Annotated in this window: 19 protein-coding genes and 1 riboswitch; of the genes, 7 read left to right on the top strand and 12 right to left on the bottom strand. The window is 31.1% G+C overall.

Translation table 11 applies throughout. The annotated features are described in order from the left end of the window. Positions 1-21: 21 nt before the first annotated feature. From B3M86_RS06550 to B3M86_RS06530, 5 genes are all read right to left on the bottom strand, one after another. The gene (locus B3M86_RS06550; RefSeq protein WP_260392384.1) at positions 22-1455 is read right to left on the bottom strand and encodes a M28 family peptidase; all 1434 of its coding nucleotides are present in this window, start codon (positions 1453-1455) and stop codon (positions 22-24) included. 125 nt (positions 1456-1580) lie between these two features. After that, entirely contained in the window at positions 1581-2063 is a 483-nt protein-coding gene (locus B3M86_RS06545) for an inorganic diphosphatase (RefSeq protein WP_038336778.1), read from the bottom strand. Positions 2064-2093: 30 nt separating this feature from the next. After that, positions 2094-4631, bottom strand: a complete 2538-nt coding sequence (locus B3M86_RS06540; protein ID WP_291067882.1) for a DUF5686 family protein — start codon at positions 4629-4631, stop codon at positions 2094-2096. Between the two features lie 76 nt (positions 4632-4707). Further along, a complete protein-coding gene (locus tag B3M86_RS06535) occupies positions 4708-5685 on the bottom strand; it encodes a pyruvate dehydrogenase complex E1 component subunit beta (RefSeq protein ID WP_114998120.1) in 978 nt (325 codons plus the stop codon). A 158-nt stretch (positions 5686-5843) separates the two neighbouring features. Further along, positions 5844-6086 (bottom strand): TM2 domain-containing protein, encoded by a 243-nt coding sequence (locus B3M86_RS06530; protein ID WP_291047924.1) that lies wholly within the window; start codon positions 6084-6086, stop codon positions 5844-5846. A gap of 174 nt (positions 6087-6260) precedes the next feature. Continuing rightward, a riboswitch (cobalamin riboswitch) is annotated at positions 6261-6403 on the top strand. Positions 6404-6437: 34 nt separating this feature from the next. On the opposite strand from B3M86_RS06530, the gene B3M86_RS06525 reads away from it, so the two are divergent. Then, entirely contained in the window at positions 6438-8246 is a 1809-nt protein-coding gene (locus B3M86_RS06525) for a TonB-dependent receptor plug domain-containing protein (protein ID WP_291069084.1), read from the top strand. Positions 8247-8252: 6 nt separating this feature from the next. Beyond that, a complete protein-coding gene (locus B3M86_RS06520; RefSeq protein WP_291069082.1) occupies positions 8253-9329 on the top strand; it encodes a DUF5074 domain-containing protein in 1077 nt (358 codons plus the stop codon). A 37-nt stretch (positions 9330-9366) separates the two neighbouring features. Here the strand turns inward: B3M86_RS06520 and B3M86_RS06515 are convergent, their stop codons facing one another. Next, positions 9367-10272, bottom strand: coding sequence for an EamA family transporter (locus B3M86_RS06515; protein ID WP_291075932.1), 906 nt, complete (start codon positions 10270-10272; stop codon positions 9367-9369). A gap of 77 nt (positions 10273-10349) precedes the next feature. Between B3M86_RS06515 and B3M86_RS06510 the strand changes: the two genes are divergently transcribed. Continuing rightward, positions 10350-10790 carry a nucleoside deaminase gene (locus B3M86_RS06510; RefSeq protein WP_280049931.1) on the top strand — a complete coding sequence of 147 codons (441 nt, stop codon included), beginning with the start codon at positions 10350-10352 and terminating at the stop codon, positions 10788-10790. On the opposite strand, the gene B3M86_RS06505 is transcribed toward B3M86_RS06510, so the two are convergent. Then, complete coding sequence (locus B3M86_RS06505; protein ID WP_291075934.1) at positions 10787-11533, bottom strand: alpha/beta fold hydrolase; 747 nt, start codon at positions 11531-11533, stop codon at positions 10787-10789. The genes B3M86_RS06510 and B3M86_RS06505 overlap by 4 nt on opposite strands. 45 nt (positions 11534-11578) lie before the next feature. Between B3M86_RS06505 and B3M86_RS06500 the strand changes: the two genes are divergently transcribed. Together B3M86_RS06500 and B3M86_RS06495 are read left to right on the top strand one after the other, a co-directional pair. Beyond that, positions 11579-12058, top strand: coding sequence for a hypothetical protein (locus tag B3M86_RS06500; RefSeq protein WP_114998135.1), 480 nt, complete (start codon positions 11579-11581; stop codon positions 12056-12058). 27 nt (positions 12059-12085) lie between these two features. Beyond that, positions 12086-12670: a hypothetical protein gene (locus B3M86_RS06495; protein WP_114998137.1), complete on the top strand. Its 585-nt coding sequence runs from the start codon at positions 12086-12088 to the stop codon at positions 12668-12670. 2 nt (positions 12671-12672) lie between these two features. On the opposite strand, the gene B3M86_RS06490 is transcribed toward B3M86_RS06495, so the two are convergent. Then, positions 12673-13266: a hypothetical protein gene (locus tag B3M86_RS06490; protein WP_219034054.1), complete on the bottom strand. Its 594-nt coding sequence runs from the start codon at positions 13264-13266 to the stop codon at positions 12673-12675. 124 nt (positions 13267-13390) lie between these two features. Between B3M86_RS06490 and B3M86_RS06485 the strand changes: the two genes are divergently transcribed. After that, positions 13391-14449, top strand: coding sequence for a hypothetical protein (locus tag B3M86_RS06485; RefSeq protein WP_221855494.1), 1059 nt, complete (start codon positions 13391-13393; stop codon positions 14447-14449). 48 nt (positions 14450-14497) lie between these two features. Here the strand turns inward: B3M86_RS06485 and B3M86_RS06480 are convergent, their stop codons facing one another. The 4 genes from B3M86_RS06480 to dprA form a co-directional block, all read right to left on the bottom strand. After that, positions 14498-15649, bottom strand: a complete 1152-nt coding sequence (locus B3M86_RS06480; RefSeq protein ID WP_125349970.1) for a cystathionine gamma-synthase — start codon at positions 15647-15649, stop codon at positions 14498-14500. An 83-nt stretch (positions 15650-15732) separates the two neighbouring features. Continuing rightward, positions 15733-16452, bottom strand: a complete 720-nt coding sequence (gene recO / locus B3M86_RS06475) for a DNA repair protein RecO (protein ID WP_291075937.1) — start codon at positions 16450-16452, stop codon at positions 15733-15735. Continuing rightward, positions 16452-18755 carry a two-component regulator propeller domain-containing protein gene (locus tag B3M86_RS06470; protein ID WP_291075939.1) on the bottom strand — a complete coding sequence of 768 codons (2304 nt, stop codon included), beginning with the start codon at positions 18753-18755 and terminating at the stop codon, positions 16452-16454. Before B3M86_RS06470 ends, recO begins: the two co-directional genes overlap by 1 nt. Positions 18756-18813: 58 nt before the next feature. Continuing rightward, positions 18814-19911, bottom strand: a complete 1098-nt coding sequence (gene dprA, locus B3M86_RS06465; protein ID WP_219034050.1) for a DNA-processing protein DprA — start codon at positions 19909-19911, stop codon at positions 18814-18816. Between the two features lie 88 nt (positions 19912-19999). On the opposite strand from dprA, the gene B3M86_RS06460 reads away from it, so the two are divergent. After that, positions 20000-21154 carry an SPOR domain-containing protein gene (locus tag B3M86_RS06460; RefSeq protein WP_114998158.1) on the top strand — a complete coding sequence of 385 codons (1155 nt, stop codon included), beginning with the start codon at positions 20000-20002 and terminating at the stop codon, positions 21152-21154. Positions 21155-21240 lie beyond the last annotated feature (86 nt).

Here is a 21240-nt window from a genome sequence, read left to right as displayed (position 1 = left end):
TTCTGAAGGATTTTTTTGATATTACCATCTCCAATCGCCCGAAATACGAAGTGGAGTTTCTAAATTTCCTTTGATTAAGGCTTCTTTTACTTCTTGCTCGTTCCAACGTTTTGAAGGAATTTCTTTCAAATTACTCAAACGATACAACAAATAGGTTTCCAAAATCACATTATTTTTCAAACCAATTTCTTCTACATAATCAAATGTATCGCAATTCGCGTGGTAACAATTTAACGCTCCTTTTGTAAATTGACTATCCGAAAGCCCAATAATAGGCACGCCTTGCAACATAAACGGTTGATGATCTGAATGTAAATCTACACTCGCAAATGTTTTCAATTTAAAATCTGGAATTACTTTTTGCACATCATTCGCATAATCAGTTAAAATAGGTAAATTACTTTCCATTGTCGAATAATAAGACTTTGGATTTGTTGTCATATCCATATTCGACATTGCTTTGATTTGATTGATAGAACCATCTTTCAGCGCTCGATTGACGTAATATTTAGAACCTATCAAACCAACTTCTTCGCCCATAAATAAAACAAATTCTATTGTTCGATCATTTTGAAGATTTAACTTCTTATATGTTCTCGCAATATCCATCACAGAAAAGCTTCCAACACCATTATCAATCGCTCCTGTAGCCAAATCCCAACTATCTAAATGTCCTCCAAGAACTATTTTTTCGTTTGGAAATTTAGAACCGATTTTCTTTGCAATAATGTTGCGACCTTTCATTTGTCCAACATCATTTTTCATTTCGATTTTAGCAATTTCTTTTCCTTTTGATAGATTTTCTTTAATTTTCAATCCATCTTCTAAACTAATATTAATTGCAGGAATTTTAATAATTTCTCCCGTTACAGAAGCCGTTCCTGTCAATAGAATTCCTCCAGCAGGGCGATTAAACAAGATAATTCCTTTCGCTCCGTACTTTTCTGCTAAAGCTGTTTTTTCGGAACGATGTAGATTTTCTATTTCTTTTGGCGTTCCATCCAACAAACCAAGCGCAGCAAAAACAATCTTTCCTTTTACTTTATCACCAATCTTTTTGTAATCTTCTTCAAGTCCATTTCCTAAATCAATCAATTCTCCCGAAAGACTAACATTTTCTGGCGAATGCGCCAAAGCAACGGCTTTTATAGGTTGATTATTGATTTTTAAATCTAAACTTCTACGATTCCATCCGCTAAATGTAAACTCTTGAAAAGACACATCATAACCATACGAACGCAACAAATTTGCTGCATATTCTTCTGCTATTCGTCCATTTTCTGTTCCTGTTGCACGATGTCCGATTGTTTCGGTTGCTTTTTTTAATTGTTGATAAGCTTCAGAATTTTGTTTTACTTCTTTGTTAATCAAGTCTAAAACTTGTTGATTAGTTTGAGCAGATAAACTCATGATTGTAGAGATTAAACCTAGTGTTAATAAAAATTTCGATTTCATGTGTGAGTATTTCTATAAACTTAAAAATGTTTTTGGAAATAGTTGATAGAATGGAAGAAAAATTTACTTAAAAAAAATAGTCCTCAAAAAATGAGGACTATTTATATGAAATTATAAATTATTTCTTAATGAGCTGGTACGAAACGCTCTCTTGCATCTTGCAATAATTGTTCTGCTTCTGCTTTATCACCGTACCCTTCAATTGTTGTTGTCTTATTTTCTAAGTCTTTATACACTCTGAAAAAGTGCTCAACTTCTTTCAATGTATGAGGATTCATATCAGTGATGTTTTCTAATTGGTTCCATGTTGGATCAGCAACTGGTACACAAATTAATTTTTCATCTTGTCCTTTGTCATCAGACATTTTAAGAACACCGATTGTTTTTACTTCGATTACACATCCAGGAACAGTAGGTTCTGTTAAGAAAACTAATACGTCAATTGGATCTCCGTCTAATCCTAATGTATTTTCTACGAAACCGTAATCAGCTGGGTAGAACATTGGAGAGTATAAAACACGATCAAAACGGATTCTTCCTGTTTCGTGATCCATTTCATATTTATTGCGAGATCCTCTTGGGATTTCAATGATTGCATCAAAAGTCATTGTAATATTCTTTTTTTTATTATGTATTTTCTAAAAATTCCAATCTAAACCGATTGTGATGCCAAATTTACGAACATCTGGCAAATTATTATAATTTCCGCGCCAATTAAAATCAACACGTATTGGTCTAATGTTTCCAAAACCAATGTTTTCGATCCCAAACCCGTATTCGTAGTAGATTTGTTGATTTGGTGCAAAATATTCTATTGTCGAACGATTAATAGCTTTACTTTTCTCAGAAATGTCTCCGTAAGCCGCTCTCAAGAATCCAACTTCTCTTAATTTTAATTTTTTGATTAACGGAACTTTGTTCAAAATCCAACCGTTAAAATGATGTTCCCAGTTCATCGTTACATATTCGTCTGTTACAAATTCATAATAATCTAATTGTGAAAATGTACCATAAACTTGTCCGTAACTCTCATTTCCAGGTAACGCACTCATTAATGATAAAGGAACACCTTGAAATGTTTTTCCTGCTTCTACAGTTACCAATGATTTACCAAAAGATCCAATCAAAATTGGTTGTGTATATAAAAATTGTAATTTATCATATTCAAAATCTGAATTAATTACACCTTTCAATCCTTTTGTATAACGCAACATCAACGTTGGTGCAAGTGTTGTCATTTCGTAACGATCAATTCCATATTGAGAATATTTTGCACCTGGACGAGCAATTACCGAAACACTTACACTTGAATTTGTTAAAGTTTCTTTTATCTGACCATTTTTTTCATAACCAATCGAGAAATGTTCTGCATCTGCTGGTTTGATTAATTGATAATTTCCATCAACACGAAATGTTACATTTTTCCAAGGTTCAATCGATGCATACACATTTGTCAAATTATTATTACTCAAAAATGTATTATCTCCTTGATTGATGATTGATGACGAAGCAAAACTACGCGTCATAATTCCGTCAGAAGCCGTTAACGTTGCAGCCAATTGTTCTACATCACGTTTTGTTCCGATACCGACTTGAAAACGATTATATTTATTGAACATATAACGAAAATCTGCTCCATATTTGAATTTTTCATCTCGAAAACCATATGCCAAGAAACCTTGCGCACGCCACATATCATTTTGCGAAAAATATGTACGAGCTCCAGCTCTCAAACGGAAACCTTCGATTTGGTTGTATCCAAAAGACGAATATAAATTCCCGATATCAATTGCATTTCCGACATTGTAATATCCAGAACCAAAAATCTCGATTGCTTTCACAATATTATTGAATTTTGGTACTTTATTTAATTGTTCTAATGTTTCGTAAATCCCTTCTTGATCTTTTGTTAAAGCTTCAGGACGATTTTCTGCCCAAAACTGATTATCTTTTTCGTTAAGCGCAGCTTTTGCTGGATCTAATTTCTCGTAATAAAAAGCTTCGGGATGTGTTGTATCGAAATCGTAATTGTAATAATTCACCGTTTTATGCGCAAAAATTCCTTTCGCACTTTCCTTTTTACTCAACAACGACATATCCAACATCGCGTATTCTTTTTTCGGATAGAAAATAGAATCGTTTGGAATATCATATTCTAAATTCATGAAAATATTACGCACAAAATTCACATTCATTTCTTTCGTTGTCTCCATCACAACTTCTTTTACCGCATAGGCATCTTTCGAGATATATAATTCTCCTTTAAATGTCAATTCTCCTTCGCGACGCGGATAATATTTGATTCGATAAGATTCTATTCCATCTACATCAACTGTATCTTTCAATTCATAATCATAAACAGCGAAACCATCTGTAGCAATTGGACTCACAAATTTAATGTCTAAAATATTGACACGATTATCATAAATATCAATATCACGGAAAAGATTTTTTACCGTAGAAGCTACCACTTCATTTTTCTCGAAACCTGATGTTTTATTCGCAATTAATTCTCGACGCTCTTTTGTTGAAGGTTTATTAATTCCCGCAATATTGTAAATTGACTCATTCAAGAAAGCTGGTAAATATGTTTTTCCGTTGATAGAAGAAGTATCTACTTTCTCGAAAACAAACTCCATTCCTTTAAAAATCTTACGTTTCATAAAAGTTGAATCAATATTACTAATATCAAATTGCAACTTTTCGTATTCATCATATTGGTAATGTGGCGCTAATTTTAGCCCATTTTTCTTTTTACGCTTCCATACTTCACGCAAAATAGCATAAGCTGGATTTTCTTTCTTTTTAAGACGTTTTTTCTTTGCCGAAACAACCGCAGTTTGTAAATCTACTGTTCCATCATCTTCTTCGGAAGTATTATCTTCTGCTAAAAATAATTGAGCAATAAAATTATAATCAATTTTATTTTCGATTACATAATCAGAAGTTTCGTATCCATTTTTTGATACGACAATTTTATTTGCATTCGAACTAGATTCGATATAAAAAGTACCATCAGAGTTTGATGTTGCACTTACTTTAAGTTCTGGTAAACGAATATCTGCGTAAGGAATAGGCTTCTGAGTTTCAGAATCGATGACCTTTCCTTGAATTTTTACTTGCGCGTGTACAGACGCTAAAACAACTATAAAAAAAGATGTTATATAACTTTTCATCAATAAGATTTGGTTAAAAAAATAAAGCCTAGCAAAATGTATGCTAGACTTTACAAATATAGTTTATAAATCTTAATTATTTATACATCACAGCTTTTACAGCTTCAACTACATCTTTTGCATTAGGAATCCAAGTCTCATACAAGTTTGGAGCATAAGGCGCTGATGTATCTTTTGTTGTGATACGTTTGATTGGTGCATCTAAATAATCGAATGCTTTTTGTTGAACCATATACGTAATTTCTGAAGCAACTGAAGCGAAAGGCCAAGCTTCTTCTAAAACTACTAAACGATTTGTTTTCTTAACAGATTTGAAAATTGTATCGTAATCTAATGGACGAACTGTACGTAAATCAATTACTTCTACAGAAATTCCTTCTTTAGCTAATTCATCAGCAGCAATGTAAGCTTGCTTAATGATTTTCCCGAAAGAAACTAACGTTACATCTGTACCTTCACGTTTGATTTCTGCTTTACCAATTTCGATTGTGTATTCTTCATCTGGCATTTCCATTTTATCTCCATACATCTGTTCAGATTCCATGAAAATTACTGGATCGTTATCACGAATTGCAGATTTTAATAAACCTTTTGCATCATAAGGGTTTGAAGGAACAATTACTTTAAGACCTGGTACATTTGCATACCAATTCTCAAAAGCTTGTGAGTGTGTTGCACCTAATTGTCCTGCAGAAGCAGTAGGTCCTCTAAATACAATTGGACAGTTGAATTGTCCTCCTGACATTTGATAAATTTTTGCAGCGTTATTGATAATTTGGTCAATAGACACTAATGAGAAGTTGAATGTCATATATTCTACGATTGGACGACATCCCGTCATTGTAGATCCAATTGCGATTCCAGAAAAACCAGCCTCTGCGATTGGCGCATCAATTACACGTTCTGCTCCAAATTCGTCTAACATTCCTTTCGAAGCTTTGTACGCTCCGTTGTATTCTGCTACTTCTTCTCCAATTAAAAATATAGATTCATCGCGACGCATTTCTTCACTCATTGCCTCTGCGATTACTTCTCTAAATGTTTTTATAGCCATTTTATGCGATTTCGTTCTTTATTATATTTTTTCCTAAAGCAAATGTAATAAAAAACTTGCGAATTATTTAAAACGAATTCATTCAATAAAAAAATCCCAAAATAATCTAAAGTTATTTTGGGATCGAAAAATATTTAAAAAAGAATGTAATCTCTATTTTAGAACCAGCCTTTGTGACCTTCTACATATGTTTTATCAAACTCTTCGTCAGATTTAGTCAAATAAATAATCCCTTCAATAAATCCAATAAGTCCAGCAAATCCAAATGTTACAAAAGTGGCAATAATTTGAATAACTCCTTCTTTTGTATATCCTAAATAGAATTTATGAATTCCTAAATATCCTACTAAAATTCCAGCAATGATTTTTTTCTCTGATTTGTACGGCTGATTGTTTTCCATCGTTTTTAAAGTTTAAATAATAATTGTTTTTGTTGGTTACAAATTTAATTTGTCCATCATTCTTAAAAATCACTAGATATAATGATTTTGAATACTGTACAAATAAAATAAATCTGATCTTAATTTAAGGTTAACGATTTAACAATCTACTTTTTATAAAATCAATTGCTTTTCTTTACATTTGCATAAAATGGTGCTCAACGAGTGAGTTAAAAGGGAATTTGGTTCAATTCCAAAACTGTCCCCGCAACTGTAAATTCTAACATACTTTTTGTAAAAGAATAAGTCAGGAAACCTGCCATTGCTAACAAATTAATAGAAAATGTTTTCGGAGGAAAAACAGATTTTAATATGAAAAAACTTTTTCTTTGTTTTAATCTTATCGCTGGAATTGCTTTTGCACAGACGGATACCATCAATTTGAAACCTTTGATTTTGAACGATGCTTTTCTTAAAAATCATTACAAATCTCAAAGTATTATCAAACTTAATGATAGTATTTTAGAGCAAAATCCTAATCAACTGACGCAAGTTTTACAAGCGCAAACGCCAATTTATTTTAAAGAAAATGGACGAGGAATGGTTTCTTCGCCTTCGTTTCGTGGAACTTTAGCTTCGCATACAGCGGTAATTTGGAACGGAATAAATGTCAATTCGCAAACAACAGGACAAACGGATTTTAATTTATTTGCAAGTAATTCGTTTGACGGAATTTTAGTGAAACCAGGAGGCGGAAGTATTGCGTATGGAACAGGTTCTATCGGCGGTACAATTCATTTGTTGAATAAATTTGAGTATGACAAAGGTTTACAGCAAAAAATAAATTTAGGATACGGAAGTTACGATACATGGTCGGGAAAATATCAATTGAAATATAGTACAGAAAAATTTAGTTCTTCAATCGATTACGAACGAAATCAATCTGATAATGATTATAAAATTCCGAATCACATGAAGAAGAATTTGAACGGAAAATATTATTTCAATACAATTAATGGAAATTTTGGCTATAAAATTAATCCTGAAAACGAATTGAAACTTTATTCAATGATCAATTTTGGGAAGCGCGAATTTCCTTTAGTTGACATTGGTTCAACGCCTTCTGGGTACGAAAATAAGGATTATCGTTTGATGACAGAATGGAATTTCAATCCAAATGAAAAGTGGCTATCGCAGTTAAAATTGGCATATATCCGAGAAGAAAACAGTTATTTCAACAATATTCACAAATCTTATTCGGACGATTTACAGGTGGATAATTATGTTTTAAAATATTATCTGAATCATCAATTGACTAATAATTTCGAGCTTTCACTTTTATCGGAAGCTAATTATAATCAAGGAAGTGGAAATAATTTGACCAAAAGTGATCAAAATTCTATCAATTTTGCCTTAATCGCAAAGCATAAATTATCAGATGTTTTGGAATATGAAGCGAGTATTCGTCAAGATTTTTCTGATACGTACCAAAATCCTTTTATTTATTCATTAGGTTTTAATTATCGTCCAATACATTCGTATCAATTGAGAGGAAATGTTTCGAAAAATTTCAGAAATCCAACGTACAATGATTTGTTTTGGAAAACTGGTGGAAATCCAGATTTGAAATCAGAATCAGCTTATCAATTTGAATTAGGAAATGATTTTATCAGTAAAAATTTAAACATTCAAACCAATATTTTTTACAATAAGTTGAGTGATATGATTCAATGGATTCCGAATTCGCAAAACAGTTCTTATTGGGTTCCTGTGAACATCAACAAAGCAGAAACCTATGGTTTTGAAATGATTGGAAATTACAAATGGAATGCGTTTACTTTCAAAACAACTTATGCATACACCAAAACAAAAGATAAATTTAAAAATAAGGAATTGATGTATTCGCCAAATCATAAATGGACGGCGAGCGCACAATACACTTACAAACGTTTATCTGCTTTTGTACAAAATATTTATACAAGTAAAGTTTTTACCGATTCGGAAGAAGAAAGAACGCTTGATGGATTTTGGCTAACGAATTTAGGTTTAAATTATACGATTTCACGACTTTATAGCGTTTCTATGAGAGTGAATAATGTGTTTAACCAGGAATATCAAACGCAAGAAAATCGTTGGCAACCAGGCACAAATTATAACATACAAATACAAATAAAATTTTAAAAAACTATGATTAAATTTAAATCAATCGCACTTATAGCCTTGGCAGGAGTATTTTTACAATCTTGTTCAAATGACGATGATGGACCAAACAATGATCCAGAAAATGGAAATTATTCGAAAGGAGTTTTTGTTTTGAATGAAGGAGATTACAATTCTTCAAATGCAGAAATTACTTATTTTGATCCAACAAAGGATGTAAGTACAACAAATCCTATCCAGGAAGTTTTCAAAAAAGCAAATTCTGGAGCTCAATTAGGTTCTGTGGCGCAAAGTATGTATTTCAAAGGAAATAAAGCATATATCGTTCTTAATGTTTCTAATAAAGTAGAAATTGTAGATAATACAACTTTCAAAAAAATTAGTACAATTCCATCTTCAGAAAACATGAACAATCCACGTTATATTGTTTCTGATGATCAATTTTTATATATTTCAAACTGGGGAGATCCAAAAATTACGACAGACGATTTTATTGCAAAATACAAAATCAGCGATTTAACATTTGTAGAAAAATATAAAGTAGATGAAGGTCCTGAAAAAATGATTCTTGACAATAACAAACTTTATGTTGCGCAAAAAGGTGGTTGGGGAATTGGTAAAACTGTTACAATTATTGACCTTAAAACAACTGATAAGAAAAGTATAAATGTTGGAGAAGTTCCGACAGATTTAACAATTCAAAACGGAAATTTATTTGTGCTTTCGCAAGGTATTTCATGGGAAACTAGTTCAAAAGGAAAATTAGTTCGTTATAATTTAACTTCAGAAGATAAATTAGAAATGAATTTTGCTGCTGGACAATATCCTAATTTCTTAGTTGCAGAAAATAGTAAATTATACTATATCCTTAATAATTCTGTTTACTCTATGGCTACAAATGCGACAGCTTTGCCTACAAAAGCAGATTATATTACTGGAGCTGAAAACGTATATGGATTTAATGTAAAAGGTGATACCTTCTATGTTTTAGATTCAAAAGATAACAAATCTAGTGGACGTTTATTTATTCAAAATGCACAAGGCGGTCTTAAATATCAAACAATTATCACTGGTTTATTTCCAAACTCAGTTTACATTAAATAATAGTTTTTCATATCAACGAATAAAAAAAATCTGAAGTTTAGACTTCAGATTTTTTTATACTTTTTATTTTGAAAATGGTTTGTGAATTGAACACTACAATCGCGAGTAAAATCAAACTATAACCGATCATTTGCATTGGCGAAACGGCTTCTTTATAATAGAAAATTGCTAAAACAAAATTCATAATTGGATTCAAATAAATTAAAATTCCAACGGTTGAAGAGTCAATTCCTTTTAAGGCAAAATTGTTTAAGAACATTGGAATAATGGTGAACAAAACCACAATCATCATGATACATTGATAGAAAATTGTTTCGGTCGGAATTGGTCCCGAAAAGATGAACACCAATGGTAACATCAGAATGGCTACAATTAATAATTGTGTCATCAACAAATTGAAACTATCAAAAACATTCAAGCTCCTCTGAATGATGATATACAGGGCAAATGTACATGCAACAATCAAACTATAAACCAAGTCAATCAAATGACCTATAGAAAGAACCAAACATGCTAAAAGACTAATACCAACTGCAATCCATTTTATTTTGGTTAAATGTTCTTTCAGAATAATGAAAGCCAAAACGGTAGTAATAATTGGACAAACCAAGTACGACAGCGACGCAGCTTGCACACTAATATGATTCATCACAATAATAAACATCAACCAATTCGTCATCAAAATCAACGATCCACCAACAATTAAACTTCCTAATTTTTTCTGTTTCTTTTTATCAAATGATTTGAACAAATCATAATCAGCTTTCATCTTATTGCGTCGAAATCCAACATTAATGACCACTAAAAAGAAAACGGAAACGTACAATCTAAAAAATAGAATATCCAAAGGAGGATAACCTGCGATTGGTTTCAATCCGAAACTGAAAAATCCCCACATAAAGTAGGTTATAATGGCTGCAATGATATATTTTGATTGATTCATAAAAGAGGCGTCAATTTGTACAAATGTATCGAATATCCAATTTGGAAATGATTATTTTTGCCTTAAATTTTATAGAAATGGAAAATCTTTTTACAGACGAATATTTTATGAGAATCGCCTTTAATGAAGCGATTACAGCTTTCGAGCGAGACGAAATTCCAGTTGGAGCTGTGATTGTTTGCAACAACAAAATTATCGCGAAAGCACATAATCTAACGGAAACATTGACTGATGTGACCGCTCATGCTGAAATGCAAGCCATTACCTCTGCTGCGAATTATTTAAGCGGAAAATATTTACAAGATTGCACATTGTATGTAACCTTAGAACCTTGTGTGATGTGCGGCGGAGCGTTGTATTGGAGTCAAATCTCAAAAGTAGTTTATGGTGCTTCGGATGAAAAACGTGGTTTTAAAGCAAAAATTGGCGAATTACATCCAAAAACTGAAATTGTTTCGGGAATTATGGAAGAGGAGTGTGGTCAATTGATGAAAGAATTTTTCCAACGCAAGCGTTAAATTGATTTCAAAATCGATAAAACTTCGTCGTAATTTTCTATAAAAGCCATATGTCCACCATCAAATTTGTACAAATGAATGTTAGGCAAATCTGGAATTAAAGTTAAAAATAATTCAGGATTAACTGTTTCATCATTCATTCCAACAATAATATAAATTCCACCTTTGAAATCATACAAAATCGACGAACGATCTGGACGCTCTCGCATTCCTTTCAAAGCTGCACAAACCCCTTCAATTGGAGTTTTTAAAGCAATTTCTTTTACAAATTTCAACTCATCTTTGAATTGATCTCGATGATGCGCTGCAAATAAAGTAGGCATACTAAAACTCACCAACGCATTGAAATTTTTACGAGCAGTTTCACACGCTTTCAAACGTTGATTTTTCTTCGCTTCATCATCTGGTAAAGTCGAGGAGTTAATCAAAACAATATTTTCTACTCGTTCAGGAAAAAGATCAGCCAACGCACACGTCACATATCCTCCCATCGAATGTCCTACAAAAGCTACTTTTTCAAGATTTAATTCATCCAGAACTTCAATCACTTTTTCTGCCATTTCTTCCATCGTATTCACCTCTTGAAAATTTTCAGAATTTCCATGTCCAGGTAAATCAATTGTAATAATTTGATTGTGATGAAATAAATCATTCTGTAAACGATTCCATATTTTATGATTTTCCAAAAAACCATGTAAGAAAACTATAGGTTTCCCAACTCCAATACTTTCGTAGAACAACATATTTTGGTTCAGAATTTGTAATTAATTAAATACAAATTTACAACAATGAAAAAATATAATCCTATTATAATACTCACAATAGCTATTGGTGCTATTCTTATTTATTGTATTACAAGAAATAAATCACTTATAATTGGAGGTTCTGTACAAAAAGAAATTAAAAAAGATTCTTCTATTCAGGAAATTGCTTTTGCTTCTCCAAAGATTATGAATAATTCTGAATTGAAATTAATACAAGGAAAAGGTAAATTTGAAATTGAAAAAGTAGCAAAAGAAGAACAAACATTTAGTTTTAGAAATGATTCTTCTTCATCTGTTTTTATTCAAATAATTCCTCAAGATAAACTAGGAAACATTAGAATTAATCAACTTATCTCTCCAAATAATGAAAAAGATGGTCCTTTTGGACAAGAAATCAATTACGATTTAAACGAAAAAGGTTTGTATCAAATTCGAATTGGCGAAAGTTTGATGCAAGGCGATCCATTTGAAGGAAAATATACCTTGAAATTGCAGTTAAAATAGTTACTTTTACAACAGAATTTTTCTGTTATGAAATGGACTTTTATCGCTTTTATTACATTGATTACGCTTTATAGTTGTGAAGACAAATCTACACCAACCATTTATCCAAGCAAGATTGGAGTTGATTCTGCGTACAAGGATTTGGTAAAAAAAGATAAACCAACAACAGAAGATGTAATGAAAGAAGAAGTGGTAAAAACAGCTTCTCCTCAGAAAAAAGTTGTGATAAAACCTCAGCAAAAAGTTATATCTAATACAGATAAAATTGTTCCTTTAAGCGCTAATAACACTACAGAGAATCTTGAAGTAAGTTATGCAAAAGCAAAAGCGGAACCGACTAAAATAGCGGGACAAACCAATACGTTTACGTTTAATGCAGATTCTGCAAAGAAAGTTTGGATCAAAATTTCTGCACAAGATTCTACAGCGAATATTAGAATTAATCACATCAAAGGACCTGCGGATTCTATAAAAGGTGGTCCTTTTGGCAAAGAAACCATTTTCGAATTACCTGCGCGTGGCGTGTATCAATTCTCGATTTCGGAGAAACCAACAACCCCAAAACCATACGCTGGGAAATATAAAGTTGAATTGAAATTATTGTGGAAATAAATCTATTTGTAATAGATTTTGTAGTTAAGTGAATGATTTTTCAAAATATCTTGTTTAATCATTTCACCATTAATTTCATTGTAATATTCGACTGATTTTTTTGTTACAATCAAATCAAAATAGCCATTTCCTTCGGGACAAAAAGGATTTTCGTAAGAAGTTTCTAAACCAATAAAATAGTTTTTGGCTTCGGAAGGTTTAAGTTTTAAATGAATCGGAAAAATATATTTTCCTTGATAATCTTTATCCACTTCAAACCATTTTTCTTCAATCAAACTTTGTTTATCCTCAATCGATTTTAGAATCATTGGTTTGAAATAATAATATTCGTTGCAATAATTTTTCTTTTTCACTTTTGATTCAAACAAAATTTCAATTGCGACAATTTCAATTTCTTTCTCATTTGGAAGTAATAAATTCGAAAATATTTTAAGTCCGAAACTTGTGTTATCCGTTAATCGAACCACTTGTTTAAACTTTGGACGAAATTGTTTGTAATTGGAATAATTCACTACCTCAACTTGATTGAGATTAATCGTATCCAACTTTTGAGCAAAACTCATCACAGAAAGTAAGAAAAGAATTAGAAACTTCATTTTATAAAAATAGAAAAAATTTTCAGTAAATGATTTTCTCAATTCATCCTAAAAAATCAACAATTCGTAAACATATATTTATACAAGTCTTTTGCTAACTATAGTTTTGATAAAAATTAACAACATGAAAACACTTATCAAAATCCTAAAAATCTTCTTTATTGCTCTAATTTCAATAATTACACTTATTTTTTTGTATTTATTTATTAGTAATAAAATTTTCTTAGCTTCTAAAAATGAAACAAATATTGGCTATCTAAAAAATAATAAAACAACAATTGACAGCAACTTTGATTCTCAGATTTTTGATAATAACTTCAACACTTCAAATGTTATTCTATTAGGTGAAATTCATGGTTTTGCTGACAATCAAAAATTAGATGAATTTATGTTTAAATATTTGAATAAGAATCTTGGATTCAACTATTACATTGCCGAAATGGACAGTTTAAATTCTAAAAAATTAAACACATTTCTAAGCTCCGATGTTAAAAATGAAAAATTATTAAAAGAAGTTGTTTTAGCTATTAAAAAAAGAATTCCTCAACAATCAAGTCAAGAGTTACTAAAAAAATGGAACAACTTGTATGATTACAATAAAACATTAAATGATTCATCTAAAATCGTTGTTTTGGGTATTGATACAAACTTTGATGATTCTAACAACAAAATTTCAAGAGATTCTGCAATGATTGAAAATTTTAATCATATCATTTCAAAGAATCATCTACAAAATGAAAAATTCTATGGATTATTTGGTCTTTTTCATACACTTCAAAAAAGTATGAATGATAAAGAAAAACCTTTTGCTGAAAGACTTTTAGACAATAAATATAACGTAACAAGCATCGTAAGTTATACATTGGACAGTGAAATGTATTTACCTAAAAATGATCAATTTCCTACTCCAGAAAATGAAAAAATAAACTGGGTAAATGCTGATGGACCGATGATGTTAATAAAAGGTATTCTTGATTTTAAAGAACTTGCAAAGTCTAATTCCATTTCAATTTTTAATCTTAATGCGAAAAATTCACCATACAAATCTTCTCAAAATTTAATTCAAATAAAGTCAAGATTATTTGGAGAAAACTTTACACCAAAAGAAAATTTAAAAACAACTGATTATTTTCAATATGTTGCAATACTCCGAAATTCTGAAGCGTTAACTCCAATTCAATAAAAAAAACGGAATCTTATAGATTCCGTTTTTTTATTTTCCATTTATCGATTAAATCAAGTTCAAAACTTGTTCTAAATCTTCTAATAAGTCATCTATATCTTCGATACCAACAGACAAACGAATTAGATCATCTGTAATACCAATTTCAGCACGTTTTTCAGCTGGAATAGATGCGTGTGTCATCGTAGCTGGATGATTTGCTAACGATTCAACTCCTCCTAATGATTCAGCTAAAGTGAAGACTTTTAAGTTTTCTAAAATTTTGAAAGCATCTTCTTTTTTCCCAGAAGTCAACGTAAACGTTACCATTCCTCCGAAATCTTTCATTTGCTTTTTCGCAATTTCGTGTTGTGGATGATTTTCTAAACCTGGATAATACGTATGCGCAACTTTAGGATGAGCTTCTAAAAATTGTGCGATTTTCATTCCATTTGAACAATGACGATCCATACGAACAGCCAATGTTTTGATTCCACGTAAAACTAAGTAAGAATCTTGTGGTCCTAAAATTCCTCCTGTTGCAAATAAATTGAAGTGAACATCTGTTGCCAATTGTTCAGAGTTTACCACAATTGCTCCAGCAACTAAATCTGAGTGACCTCCTAAATATTTTGTTGCTGAATGCATCACAATATCTGCTCCCAACTCAATTGGTCGTTGTAAATATGGCGACGCAAATGTATTATCAACAGCGACTAAAATATCAGATTTTTTTGCTTTTGCAGCATCATTTACCGCTTTGATATCAACCACTTTCATCAATGGATTTGTAGGTGTTTCAACCCAAACCATTTTTGTATTATCATTAATTAAAGCAACAACAGCCTCAACATTTGTCATGTCTACAAAATGGAATTTCAATCCGAATTTTTCATAAACACGTGTAAACAAACGGTAAGAACCTCCATATAAATCGTCCATCGCGATGATTTCATCACCTGGTTTAAATAATTTTAATACACCATCGATTGCTGCCAAACCAGAACCAAATGCAAAACCTGCAACTCCACCTTCGATAGATGCTAATGCATTTTCTAAAGCAGTTCTTGTTGGATTTGCACCACGAGAATATTCGTATCCTTTGTAATCTCCTGGTGATCTTTGCGCGAATGTTGATGTTTGGTAAATTGGAGTCATTACGGCTCCTGTAGAAGGGTCATGTTGTTGACCTCCATGTATAGCTTTTGTATTGAATTTCATTGTAAATGCTTTTAACTATAGCAAATATATGGAGTTTTATTTATTCTTTGTTTTAAAGATTTGTTAGAATTTATTTCGGGAGATTAACTAAACAATTCGTGTAAAACTTGTAATGATTTTGGCTTCTTAAAATTATTGGTGTGAATTTGATAGTACTTCACTAGAATTTCGAGTAAAAGAGAACGTTGCGATTGGTTGAATGTATTTTTTGAATCTTCGGAAAAGTGTAATTCTAACAATTTTTTGAACAAAACAGTTTCATCTGCTTTCAACATATTGATAGATGAATTCGAATTTGTGAAAAATCCATTTTCTAAATCGAATAGATTTCCATCAATTTCTAAGTTGGGATAAAAACCAAGAAAATGTGATAATTGAATTAAAAAAATCAAATGAAAATCTGCAAAATCATCTTTTTTTTTATCAAATTCTTTTAACGAATGTTCAATGTAAAAATATAATTCTGGATTATCTGATTCTTCTTTTAGAACTAAGTTTAGGATTTCAGCTAAGAAAAAAACAATCGCCGATTTGATGGGATGAAAATGCAACGATTCATAATAATGCGACGTCTGAGCTGATTTTAAGAAAACCAATTGTTGTTCATTTGATTTCGGTTGAAAACTCAAATCTATTTCTGCTAGCGGAAAATACAACGAAGTATTTCGCTTTTTTTTGGAGAAAACTCCTTTTGCTATAAATGATTTTAAGCCAAAATCTTGTGTATAACAACGAATAATTAAACTCGTGTCACCATATTTTAAGCTTGAAAGTACAATGGCTTTGGTTTCTAAAATTTTCATTAACGGACAACTGCAATTTTCAATGTTTTGGTTTCTGTACCATCTGCATTTGTCATCAAAACTAAGTAAATTCCAGAAGCTACTGGCTTTCCTTTTGCATTATTTGTATTCCATTCTACAATTCCTCCTTCGGCTTTTTTCTCAAAAAGTAAATTTCCAACAATATCTGTAATCTTAACCAACGCACGATTTGGAAGATTTTTTATCGTAACATTCCCTTTATATTCTGGACGATAAGGATTTGGATACGCAATTGCATTGTTAAAATTATTCGCTTCTGTCGACACATCTCCATTATACGAAACCACACCTTTTTCTGTTGCAAAATATACTTTTCCTGTCGATTCATCAATCGAAACATCGTACACAACATCCGAAGGTAAAGGTGAATTTTTAGACGTAAAATGCAATTTCGTCGATTCTCCACTATCCGAAACATAATAAACTCCTGCTCCATTTGTTGCAATCCATTTATTATTTGCGTTATCTACTTTTATAGCATAAATTCCAACATCGGTTAACAACGCTTCCGGAATTCCATCTTGAATAATGACAACAGGCTCGGCAATTATATTATTAGAACTTACAGCATTATCAGCTCCGTACAACACAACTAAACCTTGCCCTGTTCCGATCCAAAGATTTCCACTTTTATCAAGTGAAACTGTATGTACATCATCACTTGGTAAGTCTCCATTTGCAACTTTTATATTTACAATCTCTTTAAAATTTGAGTTATCCACAACAGAGATTCCACCATAACGTGCATTAGGAAAAAAAGTATATTGGCTACCTGCTATAGGTTTTACAGCAGTAGAAGCTATATTTTTTTCAGATCCAATAATTTCCCAAGAAGTATTTCCATTCTTTCTTCTTGCATAATAATTAAATTTTGAATCAGGATATCCAGCACCTGCCGCTTTATCTACAGGAAAAGAAGCTGCAACATATAGATTTCCTAAAAGATCGTAATTAAGACCTGCTATTCTTGAACTAGAAAAATCATTTTTTTGTAAAATTATTTTTGGCTCATCGTTATCTGCTAAATTAAACTCTAACACATCTCGTCGTCCATCTACATCTCTATCATAATAATTATAAGATCCTACTACAAATTTATTATCATCTAATGGATTCACTTCTACTTGTACTATATCTTTTGCTTTAATTTTTGAGAAAGAAAAATGTTTCCAATTTTTACTATCGTAATATGAAAAACCATCTACATTTTCAGCTGGAGTATTATAAACATCTCCCATTCCTCCTGGAGCAATCCAGACTTTTCCATTTTTTGTTGTTACAGACCAAGCTTTATTATTGAAAGGTCCATCGGGATAAAATTCTTTATGATTAGATAAATTAATAATTCCATGATTTACAGATCCTCCAAAATAAATATTGTTAATAAAAATTCCTGTGTTGAAGTTTATAACATTTCCATCTTGATCATTTTTAGAATAATGTACACCACTCAAATCAGAAACTTGATTGTTTTGAGTAACAATTAATTGTCCATTAGATGATTTTAAATTAAGAATTGTATTATAAGAACCCACTGAAGAGCCATTTAAAGTTTTCAATTCATTGTTTACCGAATAATAAATCTCATTTTCAAATAATTCTATATTCGAAATATTTTGTCCCAAATTTTTGTATTGCCATTTATTAATATTTGGATTATTTATTTTCTTATCCGATAATTCACTAAAAAAAATTCCTTTTGAAGTTGCAATATAAAGTATAGAAGATTGTGGTTCTATTTTTTTAAAAACTAAAGCATCATTTACAATTACATCATTAAAAATTTGATCTATAATTTTGATAGAATTTGTGCGTGTCGTTTCTTTAAATTCTTCCTCTTTTAAGTCGAAAGAAACAATTCCAAAAGCTCCAGAAATAAACGCAATTCCATCATTTATAAAAATATGATTGACTTTTTTATCACCCGAAAAACCATTCCATTTGATATCCAAAACCATTGTCGATTCTCCAGATTTCAATAAATCTAAACCTCCATTTTCATACCCAACTAAAAACGAATCCGAATCTATATCATAAGCCATTGCAGAAACCCCAACATTGTTCAAAAAATTGGTTTTATTTAGTTTAATCCAATCACTTGTTGGATTTTGAGGATTGAACAAGAAAATTCCGTTTTCAGTTCCACAATAAATCACACCATTTACTTCTTCCAACAATTTCACATTATTGTAAGAAAAAAGATCAGTCCAACGCACTTTATCATTTTGAGCGTTTAAACTTGTGAAAATCATGGTGATGAAAATGAACAATTTTGTCTTCATAATGCACAAAAATACTGTAATTTATAACAAAATAACTTGCTAAAAATTGTATTGCTTGTTACAATAAATCATAAAATTTACCTGGAAGAGTAGAAATTATTTGCTTCAATTCTAAATCTAATAAAGTTGGCATCAATTCGTAGGATTTCAAATTTAAGTCAAAAGACATTTTATCAATATGTTGTTTTCCATTGGTTTTGAGATAATTTACAATTAAATTTTCATCATCAGAAAACTCAATAAACAAATCTATTTGTTTTGGTTTCTTCTTCGAATTGAAGTTAAAATAATCAATAATATCTTTCGAATTTTCGACCAAATAAGCTTGATGAGATTTTATCAAATAATTACACCCAATACTCAACACATCGGTTGATTTCCCTGGTAAAGCAAATACTTCGCGATTATATTCATTTGCAAATTTTGCAGTCACCAAACTTCCTCCTTTAAAAGCAGACTCTACCACAATTGTAATATCCGACAAACCTGCAATAATCCGATTTCGTTGTAAAAAAGCTTCAGGTGAAGCAATTTTAAAACTTGGTTGCTCCGTAATCCAACCTCCTTTTTGTAAAATTTCAATCGCAATTTTTTTGTGAGCAACAGGATAAATTCGTTCAAAATTTGTTCCCATTACCGACCATGTTACAACATTATTTTTAAGCGCATTTGAATGTGCTTCAATATCGCAACCATACGCCAATCCACTCACAATTGTAACATCAAAATCAGCTAAACCTTCAATTAATTCAGTAATAAAATTTCGTCCATAATTGGTCATTTTTCGTGTTCCAACAATCGAAATCTTTTTATTACTGAGATGATTAAATTCTAAATTTCCTTTGCAAAAAATCACTAAAGGTGCATCAATACATTCTTTTAAGAATTGTGGATAAGCTTCATCATAAAAAGTTAAAATATTGATTTGATTATTTTTACAATATTCTATTTCGTTAAAAGCTAAATCTAACCATTTTTTATTCCCAAAATCTTTGCTTATTTGCTGTCCAATTCCCGAAATTTGCATCAAATCTTTTGGTTTACAATTCCAAGCAGCCGCTGCCGAACCAAAAAATTGAATAATTTTTCGAGCCGTGATATCGCCAATTCCTTTCTGGAAAGAAAGTGCTAAAATATATGGTAAATCGGTTTGCATTTTGTTAAATTATTAATATTAAACCAACTAAGAATAATTTTAAGTATTTATTTTTTGCTAAATCTAAAAAAAATGTTAATTTCGTAGTATGAGGTTAGAAGAGCATATTAGTCAATTATTATTTCAGCACGATTGTGTAATCGTTCCAAACTTTGGTGCGTTTATCTCAAACACTGCTAATGTGGCGTTTGACGAGCAAACAAACACATTTATTCCACCAAGAAAAGAGCTTTCTTTCAATACAACTTTAACAAAAAGTGATGGTGTTTTGGTTAATAAAATTGTAGAAGATGAGCCAATGTCTTTTGAAAATGCGCAAACATTTTTGAATGAACAAGTTTATTTTTGGCAAGAACATTTGAAAAATGGAAAAGTTTTAACCTTACAAAATATCGGATCATTACAATTTAATGACGCTGGAAAAATTGACTTCAAACCAGAAAATGCTCAAAATTATTTCATCGCCGCTTACGGTCTTTCAAATTTACAAGCCAATTACATTTTAGATTCGTCTAAAACTAAAACCTCTAACAAACACATGTCAAAATTTTTAGCCGCAGCCTCATTAATTCCCATTATTGTTGGTGGCTTCCTATATTTTAATACACCGCAACCCGTGCAAGAATTCGTAACGGAGCAATGGAGCGGTTTGGTTTTACCAATGATTGGTAAAGATGACGCAACCAAAACTGAAAAACCTACAGTGCAATACGATGTGTATAATATGCCACAAACCATTGCTGAACCTTCTTTGGTTGAATATCAAATTGCTGAAACCGTAACGAAAACAGATACAATTGAAACGCCTAAAAAAGTTGAAATTACAGTTGTAAAAGAAACGAAACTGAATGAGACTGAAAAGGAAATTACTGCAATTGTAAAGGAAAAACCTTCGACAAAAGAAGTTGTAAAAACAGAAACGAAAAAATTAACGAAAGTTGAAACTCCTAAAACAGCTGAAAAGAAAGTTGAGGACAAAAAAGAAATTGCAACTAAAACAACTGCAAAATCTAGCAATAAAAAATATCAAGTAATTGCGGCTTCATTAAAACGTCAAGAAGATGCTGATCGTTTGGTTGAAGAATTGAAAAAACAAGGTTACAAAGATGCTGGAATTTCTTATGTAAAAGGTCGCTATTATTATGTTACATATAGCAGCTTCAATAATATAGAAGAAGCGCAAAAATATATGAATGATGTGAATAAAAAGTCTCCTGGAACTTGGGTTAGAACTGAAAATTAAATCATTTTTTAATACAAAATAAATCGAAATAAGCTGCCTTTTGGGCAGCTTATTTCTTTGTTAGAATGACACTGTACCAAAAACTG

It is taken from the genome of Empedobacter sp. UBA6305, assembly GCF_002440405.1.
GTDB classification, from domain to species: Bacteria; Bacteroidota; Bacteroidia; order Flavobacteriales; family Weeksellaceae; genus Empedobacter; species Empedobacter falsenii_B.
Note: the sequence above shows the minus strand (reverse complement) of the source record. Positions and strands in the feature narration are given on the sequence as shown.